At 63.1% G+C, this 12,275-nt stretch carries 10 protein-coding genes; 7 read left to right on the forward strand and 3 right to left on the reverse strand.

Going from position 1 to position 12,275, the window contains the following annotated elements; genetic code table 11:
• Positions 1-165: 165 nt before the first annotated feature.
• On the reverse strand, positions 166-2,073 hold the full coding sequence (locus Q0G75_RS04590; protein ID WP_294415707.1) for an MDR family MFS transporter: 1,908 nt from the start codon (positions 2,071-2,073) through the stop codon (positions 166-168).
• Positions 2,074-2,388: 315 nt separating this feature from the next.
• Positions 2,389-3,093: a Crp/Fnr family transcriptional regulator gene (locus Q0G75_RS04595; protein ID WP_294415705.1), complete on the reverse strand. Its 705-nt coding sequence runs from the start codon at positions 3,091-3,093 to the stop codon at positions 2,389-2,391.
• Positions 3,094-3,346: 253 nt separating this feature from the next.
• On the opposite strand from Q0G75_RS04595, the gene Q0G75_RS04600 reads away from it, so the two are divergent.
• The 7 genes from Q0G75_RS04600 to Q0G75_RS04630 all read left to right on the forward strand — a co-directional run bounded on the left by Q0G75_RS04600 (position 3,347) and on the right by Q0G75_RS04630 (position 11,103).
• Positions 3,347-5,908, forward strand: a complete 2,562-nt coding sequence (locus Q0G75_RS04600) for a molybdopterin-dependent oxidoreductase (RefSeq protein WP_294415703.1) — start codon at positions 3,347-3,349, stop codon at positions 5,906-5,908.
• Positions 5,909-5,921: 13 nt separating this feature from the next.
• The gene (locus Q0G75_RS04605; protein WP_294415701.1) at positions 5,922-6,491 is read left to right on the forward strand and encodes a 4Fe-4S dicluster domain-containing protein; all 570 of its coding nucleotides are present in this window, start codon (positions 5,922-5,924) and stop codon (positions 6,489-6,491) included.
• A 14-nt stretch (positions 6,492-6,505) separates the two neighbouring features.
• Positions 6,506-7,276, forward strand: coding sequence for a DmsC/YnfH family molybdoenzyme membrane anchor subunit (locus Q0G75_RS04610; protein ID WP_294415700.1), 771 nt, complete (start codon positions 6,506-6,508; stop codon positions 7,274-7,276).
• A gap of 726 nt (positions 7,277-8,002) precedes the next feature.
• Complete coding sequence (locus tag Q0G75_RS04615) at positions 8,003-8,590, forward strand: tryptophan transporter (RefSeq protein WP_294415698.1); 588 nt, start codon at positions 8,003-8,005, stop codon at positions 8,588-8,590.
• Between the two features lie 46 nt (positions 8,591-8,636).
• Positions 8,637-9,494, forward strand: a complete 858-nt coding sequence (locus Q0G75_RS04620) for an ATP-binding cassette domain-containing protein (RefSeq protein ID WP_294415697.1) — start codon at positions 8,637-8,639, stop codon at positions 9,492-9,494.
• The gene (locus tag Q0G75_RS04625) at positions 9,491-10,339 is read left to right on the forward strand and encodes an ABC transporter ATP-binding protein (RefSeq protein ID WP_294415696.1); all 849 of its coding nucleotides are present in this window, start codon (positions 9,491-9,493) and stop codon (positions 10,337-10,339) included. Before Q0G75_RS04620 ends, Q0G75_RS04625 begins: the two co-directional genes overlap by 4 nt.
• On the forward strand, positions 10,336-11,103 hold the full coding sequence (locus Q0G75_RS04630; protein ID WP_294415695.1) for an energy-coupling factor transporter transmembrane protein EcfT: 768 nt from the start codon (positions 10,336-10,338) through the stop codon (positions 11,101-11,103). Before Q0G75_RS04625 ends, Q0G75_RS04630 begins: the two co-directional genes overlap by 4 nt.
• 42 nt (positions 11,104-11,145) lie before the next feature.
• Here Q0G75_RS04630 and Q0G75_RS04635 read toward each other — a convergent pair whose 3' ends face one another.
• Positions 11,146-11,985 (reverse strand): protein-ADP-ribose hydrolase, encoded by an 840-nt coding sequence (locus tag Q0G75_RS04635; protein ID WP_294415726.1) that lies wholly within the window; start codon positions 11,983-11,985, stop codon positions 11,146-11,148.
• Between the last annotated feature and the right edge of the window lie 290 nt (positions 11,986-12,275).

A 12,275-nucleotide genomic window follows, 5' to 3' on the forward strand; every position in this document is an offset into this window, starting at 1 on the left:
TCCCGCTACCGCAAATTGAATTGCGCGGTAGCGGGAGTTTTGCGTTCAGGGGGGGGGTCGCTCGCCGAGCCCCCTCGGACTTATGTCTCTAAAGCGGGTTTTCGTTCGGCGTCCAGGCGGCCGTTGCCGACCGTCGCTTCGCGGGGGATTGCGTCCCTGCGCGTTCTACGCCCCGCGCTCCTCCAGGTATTTCTCCATGCTGAAGTGCGTGATGTCGCTTCGGTTGATAACGCCCACGATGACGCCGTCTTCGAGCACGGGTACCTTCTTCAGGTGATTCTCGCCAAGCACGCGGCAAATCTCGGGCAGGTCGGCGTGCACGCTGACGCCGATGATCCCCTTCGCGCCGATATCGGAGGCTTTCATGCCCATAAGGTGCTCCAGCTTGTGGGCGTAGTCCTTGTGGTCGGAATACGCGTCCACGGTTTGCACGATCATCACCACGGGGTCCATGATCATCTGGCCGCGCTTGGACAGGTAGCGCATGATGTCGCCGTCGGAGATGAATCCGGTCGGCTTGCCGGCGGCGTCGACCAGCGGCGCGGCGCTGATATGGTTGTTCACCAGCAGTTGCATGGCTTCGAGCACGGTGGCGTTTTCAGGCAGCGTGTACACGTCGCGCTTCATGATCTGCTCGATGATGGAGCGGTGCGCATTGTCTTCGTCGGCGGCCGCCTCATCGCCGGGCTTGTTGCGCACGAGCGCTACGGTCAGCACGAAGCCCAGCACGCACAGGGCCGTGGCCACGGCGAACGCCGCATGGATGCCGAACACGCCGGCGGTCACGGCATCGGTCGAACCGGAAACCATGTTGGTGGCAACGGTGGACGCGGACACGATGACGGCTGTGCCCAGCGAGCCCGCCACCTGGCGAAACGTGTTCTGCACGGAGGTTCCGTGGTTCATCAGCTTGTCGGGCAGCGCATTCATGCCCCAGGTGGAGATGGGCATGTTCACCAGCGACAGGCTGAACAGGCGCACCGTGTAGATGACCGTGAGCGTGATGAGCCCCATACCCGGCCCCATGAACATGAACGTGGCGGTGGTCAGCGCCAGCACGCCGGTGCCGATGACGGCCAGCACGCGCGGGCCGTGCTTGTCGAACAAGCGGCCGGCGACCGGTCCCATGGCTCCCATGACGATGGCGCCGGGTAGCAGCACAAGGCCCGATGTGGTGGCGGAGAAGCCCATGTAGGACTGCAGCAAGATGGGGATGAGGATGCCGCCGGCAAGCAGCGCGCCTTGCACGAGCATCACGATGATGGTGGCGATGAGGAACTTACGGTTCGTCAGCACGCGCACCTGCAGCATAGGCTGCTCCATGCGCAGCTGGCGGCGGAAGAAGAACGCGAGCGCAACCGCGCCGATAACGACACCGCCCGCCGAATCGGCGGTCACGCCGTAACTGCCGATTGCCGACAGGCCGTACAGCAGCCCGCCGAACCCGAGCGTGGACAGGGCGACCGAAACCACGTCGAGCTTCACGTCCTTGTTCGTTTCGCCGCCACGTTCAAGCGCGAAGGCGGCGAACACGATGACGGCTGCGCACAGCACGGCGATGATCCAGAACATGACGTGCCAGTTCGCCTGGTCGATGATGATGCCGGCGACGGTGGGGCCGGCGGCGGGGGCGAACGCGATGACGATGCCGAACACGCCCATGGCGGTGCCGCGACAGTCGATGGGGAACGTCCACATGAGCACCGTCATCACGAGCGGCATGAGGATGCCGGCGCCGGCGGCTTGAACCAAACGGCCGGCAAGCAACACGGGGAAGTTCGGGCCCCAGGCCGCCAGCGCCGTGCCGGCGGTGAACAGGACCATGGACGCAAGGAACAGCCGGCGCGTGGTGAAGCGGTCGGTCAGAAACGCGGTGATGGGCACCATGATGGCGTTGACCAGCGTAAATCCGGTGGTCAACCACTGTGCGACGGCGGCGTCGACGCACATCTCGCTCATGATCGATGGTAGCGCCGGCGCCACGACCGTCTGGTTCAGCACGGTGACGAAGGTGCCGAACACCAGCACGATCAGCATGATGATTTGCTTTCGGGTAAGACCCCAGTTAGCCATGAGCGGCTCCAATCTGTGCGGCATGGCGCAGCCGCGTTGCGTCCGTTGAGCGCACAAGCCAAAGGCGGCCCATAAGGCTCGCCAAACGCATATGCGCTCGCGGATTCGAATAGGGAAAGGCGACGGAAAAAACGACGCCCCCGGCGCAAAGAACATGCCGGGGGCGTCGTAAGACGCCGATGTGTTGTCTCTAATGGTAGCGCGCGCGTAAAAACGTTGACGTACGAAGTGTGCGAATCACAAAATTCTTTTGCTGTCAACAAATAACGTGCACAATTTGGGGAGCACAACCGTCTTGTGCGCTGCCTTTCGCGCCTAGCGCTTGTTCGCGATCAGGCTTTCCGCCACGCTTTTCAGCTTCTTAAAATCGGTGATCACGAGCGCACCGCGCTGCCGCTCCACGCATTCGGCTTTGCGCAGGGCGCTGATGCTGTTGGTGATCGAGTTTACGTGCACGCCAAGCATTTCGGCCATCTCATCGTTGGAAAACGGCACGATAGCCGGGGCGTGCGCCGCGCTGAATTCGCTCATGAGCGTCAGCAGCAACGCGGAAAATCGCTGCAGCACGGGGTAGATGGCCGCGTTGACCGCCTCGCGCGTCTGCAGCGCCATCATCTCGAACAGGTATTGCGCCATGGCGTAGCACACGTCGCCGTGGTCGCGCAGATATGCGCCGAACGTAGCGCCGTCGATTTCAAGCAGCTCGACTTTCGTGGTGACGCGCGCGTTGAGGATGGAGGGCTTGCGATTTTCGTCGTATTGAAACCCCTGAAAGCCGATGAGCGTGCCCGCCTTGTGGAAGAACACGGTTTTGGAATACCCGTCGGGCGTGGTGCTGTACAGCCTCACCATGCCGCGCTGGATATAGAACGTCGAGCGGATGTCGTCGCCTTCGCGAAACAGGTAGTCGCCCGGTGCGAGCACGTGAGACGCTGCCTTCAGCTCGCCGGTTTTCGTGATGCGCTCGATCGTGTTGCTGAGCAGCGGTTTTGGCTGCACGAACAGGCTGATCGCTTCCATATGCTCCCCCATCCCCTGGCATTCCCATGTCAATTCGTCAGAATATCGCATTGCTTGCATGGTAGGAAGGTTCGCGCGCGCAGCAAACATAGCCTTGTTTCCGTCCCACAAGGTTGTGGGCGGCCGCGAACATTGGGAGCGCGGTCCAACCGTGGTGGTCCGCCCCAGCCGTGTGTGGTGGGCTCCTGCCCTCGCGCCTATGCTGCGTCGAGCCGCAAAGGCAAGACGAGTTAACAAGACGAGGGAGGACACCATGGGGAACCCGAACGGGCACTGCGCTTCGCCTGCCGAAGCCGCTCCGGAGTACTTCATGCGCGACGGGAAGCTGACCCGCCGCACGTTCATCAAGGGCGTCGGCGCCATCACGGTGGCGTCCGCGCTCGGATTCGGCGCACAGGCATCGCCCGAAGGCGTGGCCGTTGCCGACGAGGCTCCGGCCAAGGCCGGCGAGAAGTCGGTGCACGCGGTGTGCACCGTGAACTGCACGTCGCGTTGCCACCTGCACGGCACGGTGCGTGACGGCAAGCTGATCCGCGTGGAGCCGGGCAACATGCCGGGCCGTCCGGGTTATGCGAACGCGTGCCTGCGCTCGATGAGCTACATCAAGCACGTGCAGGACGAAAACGCGCGTGTCATGTACCCCATGAAGCGCACGGGTGAGCGCGGTAGCGGTGAATTCGAGCGCATCACCTGGGATGAGGCCATCGACATCATCGCCGAAAAGCTCAACGCCGTGGTGGCGAAAGACCCGAAGAACGCGTCGTTCTACTCGTTCACGGGCGACCTGGGCAAGCTGTCGTGGGAAGCCCCCACGCGTTTCGCCGGCTGCCTGGGCGCAACCACGTGGGATGTCGAGGGCATCATGGGCGACCATGGTGCGTCCATGGGCATGACCATGGTGTTCGGCACGCATCGCGGCGCGCACGATTCGCGCGATTACCTGAACTCCAACCTGGTCATCTGCTGGGGCCGTAACCTGGCCGACACGCACACCTCCGAGCTGCGCGACTACGTGGCCGCGCGCAAAAACGGCGCGAAGATCATTGTCATCGACCCGCGCCAGTGCTCGACGGCGGCCATGGCAGACGAGTGGATCGGCATCAACCCGCAGACCGACCCTGCCCTGGCGCTTGGCATGATGAACTGGATCATCGGCCACGACCTGCACGCGAAAGACAAACTGGTCGAGGAATCCGTTGCCCCGTACCTCATTCGCGAGGACAACGGCAAGTACCTGCGCATGGTCGACGGCAAGGTCGTCGAAAGCACCGCCGACGACGCGGCCGACGCAACGTCCATCGGCTCCACGCCCGCTTCCCAGGGCGACGCCGGTTCGGGCGCGCACACGTACGTGATCTGGGACGAGCTGACCGGCGCCGCTATGGATGCCCCGAAGGCCGCTGCCATCAAGGCCGGCGAAGTCAAGCCGGCGCTTTCCGGCACGTTCACCGTCGACGGCGTGAAGTGCCGCACGGCGTTCGATCACCTGGTTGACGGCTGCAAGGGCTACACGCCCGAGTACACGGGCAAGATCTGCGGCATCGATCCGGCGGTCGTTGAGCGTCTGGCCGAGGAATACATCACGGCCAAGCCTGCTGCTATCCGCATGGGCCAGGGCATGCAGCGCGTGAACCACTCGTATTCCCCGTTCCGCACCGTGGCGACGCTGGCCATGGTCGCCGGCTACATCGGCGTCAAAGGCGGCGGCGCGTCGCACGCAGGCGGCACCGCCACGAACAAGCCCGTCGCCGGCTACACGGGCCCGGTCTACAACTACAAGGACTGGTCGAACACGGGCAAGAAGGCCAACATGGTTCCCTCGTCGCAGCTGTACAACGCTGCGGTCGACCGCAACCCCGTGGGCATCGACTTCCTGTGGATCGCCAACTCCAACCTCATCAACATGTCTCCCGATTCGAATTACATGATCAACCATGTGCTTCCCGCCATCGACTTCATTGTGACTGCCGACCCGTGGTGGACCTGGACGGCGAAGTACTCCGACATCGTGCTGCCGGCAACGTCGTACTGGGAGCATTGGGACCTCATCGACCGCAGCCCGTGGGCTATGTTCAACCAGCCGGCAATCGAGCCTCTGGGCGAGAGCAAGTCCGACGTCGAGATGATGACCGTGCTGGCGAAGAAGTGCGGCGTGGAACAGTACTGGGACAAGACCGACGAGGAATGGATTCGCCAGTTCGTGGGCACCGACCATCCCGCATGGGCTGATCTTGATTGGAATCGCGACGTCGTTGAGCAGGGCATTTACGGCCGCTCCGACGCCATCTACGAGCCGGCCATCGTCTACGCCGATGGCGCGGGCTACAAGACCGACACCGGCAAGTTCGAGTTCTACACGGAAAAGATGCTGCCGTTTGGCGAAGAGGTTCCCTCCTGGCTGCCCCCGGCGGAAGACCCGCGCGAAGGCGGGCTGGCCAAGAAGTACCCGCTTGTGTACATCCAGTATCACGACCGTTTGAACGTGCACACGCAGCATATCCTCATTCCCGAGCTTGAGGTGGTGCAAAACGAGCCGCTGCTGCAGATGAACCCGAAGGACGCCCGCGAGCGCGGCCTTTCCCACGGCGATATCGTGCACGTGTTCAACGACCGCGGCGACATGAAGCTGCGCGTGTTTCTGACCGAGGGCATCGTGCCCGGCACGGTGGCAACGCAAAGCGGTTGGACGCCCGATCACTTCATCGAGGGCTGCTACCAGAACCTGACGCGCATGGCCATCAACGACGCGGAAGAGTCGTACAGCATGACGAACTCGGCGTTCTACGACAACCTGGTCGAAGTCGAGAAGGCCTAAAGGGGGATAGGACATGAGCAACGAAGTTCATTACGGCATGGTCATCGACACCGAGCACTGCGTCGGCTGCCAGACCTGCACGATCAGCTGCAAGATTTCCAACGAAGTTCCGGGCTCTGCCCACTGGAATCATCTGGAAAGCCTCGACGGCGATGAGCTGTACCAGGCCACGGGCACGTTCCCGTGTACGCGCCTGGCGTTTCGCCCGATGCTGTGCAACCACTGCGAAGACCCGGCGTGCGTGAAGCACTGCCCCACCCATGCCATGCACAAGGACGAGGAAACCGGGCTGGTGCTGGTGGACCAAGATCGCTGCATCGCGTGCGGTTACTGCACCTGGACCTGCCCGTACGGCGCCCCGTCCATGGACGACGCGCACCACGTCATGAGCAAGTGCACGTTCTGCAAGGACCGCATCGCCGAGGGCCAAAAGCCGTTCTGCGCGGAGGCGTGCCCGGCAAACGCTCGTGTGTTCGGCGATCTGAACGATCCCGAAAGCGAGCCGAGCAAGTTGCTGCAGCAGAAAAAGGGCGTTCAGTACCTGCCTGAAATGGGTACGAACCCGTCGGTCTATTACGTGTAAGGCGGTTGGTGAACATGATTTTGCATGTGCTTCCTTTGTTGGTGTTCACGACGTTCGCCGGTTTTGCGGCGGGCGCGTATGCGGTCGACGCGGTGTGCGGCAACGGCCGCGAGGCGAAGACCCCCTGGCTGTTCCCGCTCGTGTGCGTCGTGCTGCTGGGCATCGGCCTGTGCGGCACGCTGGCGCACCTGGGCCAGCCGCTGCGCTTCGTGAACGGCATGGCGAACCCCGCGTCGGGCATTTCGCAGGAGTCCTACTGGGCCATTGCGCTGGGTATCGTTATCGTGGTTGACCTGGTGCTTTCCTGGCGCGGCAAGACTGTGCGCGCGGTGCGTTGGGTTGGCGGCGCGGTTGCCGTGGGCTTCATGGTGGTGACCGGCTTGGCGTACTTCGACTGCCTGGGCCTGGTGGCTTGGCGCGGCGCGGCGACGCTGCCGGTGTTCATCCTGGGCGACGTGGCGCTGGGCGCTGGTCTGTGCGCCGTTCTGGCGAAGGCGGACGACTGGGCGGCAAGCCTGCTTTGCCCGGCGACGGTCGCAGCGCAGGCTGCATGGGGCGTGGCCATCGTGGCATTCGGCCTGTACCTGCAGCGCAGCGGCCTTGACGCAACGGCCCTGTTGGCAGTGGCTTTCGTGCTGGGCCCTGTGTGCGCTTCCGTGGTTGCGGCCGCGGCGCGCTGCGGCAAGCTTGCGGGCAAGACGGCGGGCGTGGTCGTGCTCGTCTTGGCGTTCGCGAGCGTCGTGGTCGCCCGTTACGCGTTCTTCGCGATGGGCGTGGGCGCGTAAGGCCGACCGCTTTCGGCTGACGCTTCTCGATTCCTCCTTGTAAACCCGGTGGGCGGCTTGTGCTGCTCGCCGGGTTTCTTGCGTTGCGGGGACGTTGCGCGCGGCTACGAGGCCGTTCGGCCAGCCGTCTCGATAGGCTGCACACTGCGCTACAGCCGTTCGCCGACCGTTTGCCGGCAATATTTCGCGACTGTTAATTCGCGGAAAAAGGGGGTTGCGTCCTTCGACGGCATCCCCTATAGTTCGTGCCACAACTTAATACCTTGAAACCGTTGAGGCGAAAGTCAAGCCATCATAAGCGCTCACAGAGAGCGGGTGTTGCTGGGAATCCCGTAGAAATGCTGGGTGGTAAATGGTTCGCCGAGGGAAAGGGGAAAGGTTGACGGTTGCTGCGTTATCACGTGGCGGTCGGCAGCTGAGTATCTGGACCGTGAGCCTGCGTTAAGGGCAGAACATGTGTTGGCATGTTCGTGAGAGGGCTCCTTCGGGGGTCAAGTAAAGGTGGCACCGCAGATGTTACGTCTGTCCTTTATCTCAAAGGACAGACGTTTTTTATTTTGCGGGTTATTCGGGCCACGGGGCGCGGTGAGTCGCCATAGCCGCAAACCGGCCTTTGCTTGAAACCTGTAAGCCGATGATTCCTCATTCGCGTTCGTTGCCGGCAGACCGAAAGCCCGGGGACGGGCGATGACCGGCGGAAACCCCGCCAAGAAAGGAATGAGGATCATGACTCAGAACGTTACAGCCCAGAAGCGTACGGTGGCAACCTCCGCGAAGAAGGAGGGCTTGTCCGTACAAGATCTTATCCTGGTGGCCGTGCTCATTGCAGCCGGCGCCGTCCTTAAGCTGACCGTTTCCAGCTTCCTCAGCTTTGCGGGCATGAAGCCCAATTTCATGATCGCCATGTACTGCCTGGCAATCATCCTTACGCGACCGAAAGTGTATCAATCCGTGGTGATCGGCCTGTTGGTGGGCCTGGTCAGCCAGCTTCCCATGCTGAACGCCACGCCGCTGGTGAACATTGCTTCCGAGATGCTGGGAGCTTTGGCGTGCGGTTTGCTGGTTACTGCCCTTGCGAAGGTAGCCGCCGACAATAAGGGTTTCCAGGACGTCGTTGCTCCCGTGATCACCACGTTCCTGTCCACCATCGTCTCCGGTTACACGTTCGCCATGATCGTGGGCGTCGCCGTTGCGCATCTTGAGCCGTTGGCCGTGTTCGGCGTATATGCCGTGATGGTGCTCGGCACGGCAACCATGAACGCCGTGCTGGCGGCCATCCTCACCCCGGTCCTGCGAGCTGTCTTGAAGCGATAACGGCCTGGTCATCGCCTGAGAGCCCATCATCAGGAAGGAGCATCCCATGATCGAGATCTCGCAATTGTCGTTTCGCTATCGGGAGGGGGCCGAGCCTATCCTGCGCGGCATCGACCTTGCCATCCCTGACGGCTCGTTCGTGGGAGTCACCGGCGCCGCGGGCAGTGGAAAGTCCACGCTCACGTATGCGTTCAACGGCATCATCCCGCACTGCTATCCCGGTGATTTCTACGGCAGCGTGATCATCGACGGGATGGACACGTGCGAGGCATCCTTGACCGACATCAGCCGCCTGGTCGGCAGCGTGTGCCAGGACATCGACTCGCAGATGGTGTCGTCGGTGGTCGAGGACGAGGTGCTGTACGGCCTTGAGAACTTCGGCGTGCCGAAGGACCAGGTGGAAGGCCGTATCGCCGAGGCGCTGGAGGCCATGGGAATCTCCGATCTGCGCCATCGCGGTATCGCCGAGCTTTCCGGCGGCCAGAAGCAGAAGGTGGCGGTGGCGTCGGTCATCGCGCTGAAGCCGCGCGTGCTGGTGCTCGATGAGCCGACGGCCGAGCTGGACCCGGCATCGTCGCTGGCGGTGTTCGAGCTGCTGGCGCGATATGCCCGGGAAAACGGCACCACGGTCATCGTGGTGGAGCAGAAGATCGCGCTGCTGTCCGATTTCGCCGACATGCTGCTTATCGTGGACGGCGGCAAGGTTCGCTTCCAGGGAACGCCCGCCGAGGTGCTCGAGCATTCCGACGAGCTGTTGGAGATCGGCGTGAACTGCCCGCGCTCCACTAGCTTGGTGAACCGGTTGCGTGCACGGGGCCTGGTGGATGCGCCGGCGGCGCGCAACGTGGACGAGGCCGTAAAGGTGTGCAAGCGGGTTTTAAGCGGAGAAGGGGCTTCGGCATGATCGAGTTCGAGAACGTGAGCGCATCGTACGATGGCGAGCTGCCCATCCTGCGCGATGTGAGCTTCCGCATCCCCGATGGCGATTTCGTCGCGTTCGTGGGCACGAACGGTGCGGGCAAATCAACCACGATGCGCTTGATTAACGGCCTGTTGAAGCCTTCGTCGGGCCAGGTCCTCATCGATGGCGTGCCCACCACGCAGCTGCGCACCAGCCAACTTGCCGCGAAGGTGGGCTTCCTGTTCCAAAACCCCGATCGCCAGATCTGCTGCTCCACCGTGCGCGAGGAGCTGCTGTTCGGTTTCCGCGCGCAAGGGCGCGCCGACGCCGAGGCCGAGGCGAAGGTGGATGCGATGATAGAGCGGTTCGGCTTCGACGGCGACGCCGAGCCGTTTCTGCTCAACCGCGGCACGCGCCAACTGTTGGCGCTGGCGTCGATCATCGTGATGGAGCCGCCCGTGGTGGTGCTCGACGAGCCGACCACCGGCCTTGATTTCCGCGAGTGCGCCAAGGTGATGGACGTCATCGCCGAGCTGAACGCTCGCGGCACCACGGTGATCATGGTGTGCCACGACATGGAGGTGGTGGCCGACTACGCTAAGCGGGTGATCGCCATGACCGCAGGTCAGGTGGTTGCCGACGGCGAAACGTTCGCCGTGCTGCGCGACCGCGACGTGCTGGCGCGCACGCATCTGCTGCCGCCGCAGATGGTGGACGTGTCGCTGCGTTTGGTCAAGGACGGCGCCGTGGTGGCGTCATCGCCGGCGGCGCTGGCGGATACGCTTGACGAGATGACCGATGCGCTTGCCTCTGCAGCGGGCGCTTGCGAAAGGACGGGTGCGCGATGAAGGGCTTCCTGGAATACGTGCCGGGCGACAGCCTGCTGCACCGCATGAACCCGGTTGCGAAACTGGCGGCGGCGTTTCTGCTGGTGATCGCCTGCTTCGCCACCAGCAACCTTGTGCTGCTGGCGTTGGTGATCGTGCTTGATGCGGTGCTCGCCGTGCAATGCAAGATGGTTTCGCAAACGCTGGGCCTGGCGAAGGCCGTGGCGTTGTTCTCGCTGGTTTTGGCGTTGATCGCGCTGCTGTTCACGCCGCAAGGCGATGTGCTGGCGCAGCTGCCGTGGGGCTACATCGGCACGGGGAGCGTGGCCGCGGCCGTGCTCATCGTGGTGCGGCTGGTCGCCTGCGCGGTGCCGCTGTTTCTGGTGTTCTACGTGACCAAGCTCACCGATATGGCGAATGCGCTGGTCAAGGTGCTGCACGTACCGTATAAGTATGCGTTCACGTTCATGTCCACCGTGCATTTCATCCCCGTGTTCATGAACGATATGGCGGGCATCATGGAGGCGCAGACCGCGCGCGGCGTGGAATTCGACGGCGGCGTCTTGAAGAAGGTCCGCCTGATGATGCCGCTGTGCGTTCCGCTGCTGGTGTCGTCGGTGCGCAAAACCAACAGCGCCGCCATTGCCGCCGAGGTGCGAGGCTTCGATTTGCGGACCCGGGAAAGCGGCTTCAAGGAGTACCCGTTCGCATGCATCGACTTCGCGGCGCTTGCCGTGGCAGTTGCGATCGCGGCGGCGGCTGTTGCGTTGAGCGTGCTGCTATAGGCCTGTCGCTTCGCGGGGCGCGGTAAGGCGATAGCGGAGGGCCTACTCCTCCGTGTCGCTCTCGGGCTTCTCGTCTTCGCCGAGGATCGCGCGGTAGAAGTTCTCGTCCTGCTCGGTGTATACGTCGAAGATGACGTGCATGTCGGCGCCGGGCTCGTCGGCGGCGCGAGAGTTCAGCCACGCCTTCACCGCTTGCACGGCGATCTGCGCGCCTTCCTGCTGCGGAAATCCGAACACGCCGGTGGAGATGCAGCAGAACGCCACCGACTTCGCCTTCGCCGCACATGCCGCATCCAGGCAGCTGATATAGCACTGCGTCAGTTGTTTGCGCTGTTCAAGCGTCGGTTTTCCTTTCGTCATGGGGCCGACCGTGTGGATGATGTTATGCGAGGGGAGGTTATAGGCGGCCGTGACCTTCGCGCGGCCGACCGGCTCCTCGTAGCCTTGCTCTTGCATGATCTGCGCGCATTTCAAGCGCAGTTGCACGCCGGCGAAGGTGTGGATGGCGTTGTCGATGCACAGGTGCCCGGGAATCCAGCAGCCCAGAAGCGCGCTGTTCGCCGCGTTGACGATGGCGTCGCATCGCAGAGCCGTGATGTCTCCGCGCCAGATGCTCAGGCGCGGGTCGGAGGCGGTGCGCGCAAGCTCGTCGGCTTCGGTGATGCCCGGTTCGGCAACCATGAGCTGGAGCACGCGGTCCTGCACCTTCAGAAACTCCGGCGAAGCGGGCTTCGGCTCGCGCGTGTTCACCAGCGCGCGGAACTGCTCCCATTGCTCCATGAACCAGCGCGGGTCCTCTTGCGGTTCAACGCGCTTATTCCCCGCGCCCCGTTCGTCCATCAGGTGATTTACCAGGAAGGCCATATCCTTTACCAATTGCATCACGGGGTTCGCGTCTCCTTCTTCGCTTCGCCGTCTTGTCGGGCAGGCCGCTGGCGGCGCGCCCGGGCGCTTCGCCGTCCGCGTCTGGGCATATCGATTCTTGCTGGATAGAATAGCGCAAGGTTCGGAATGCCGCGTGCGCACGTCGACGCTTCGGTGTTTTGCGGTCCGCAAACCGTACACCAGGGGATGTAATTCAGTGACGTGCGGGTGACGAAACGGTGCGAGCGCCGCCGAGGAGGGCCGCGGCGTGGTAAGGTTGCCCTGTCAAACAAAACGCAGGGCGATAA

It is taken from the genome of uncultured Senegalimassilia sp., from assembly GCF_934636665.1.
Lineage (GTDB): Bacteria > Actinomycetota > Coriobacteriia > Coriobacteriales > Eggerthellaceae > Senegalimassilia.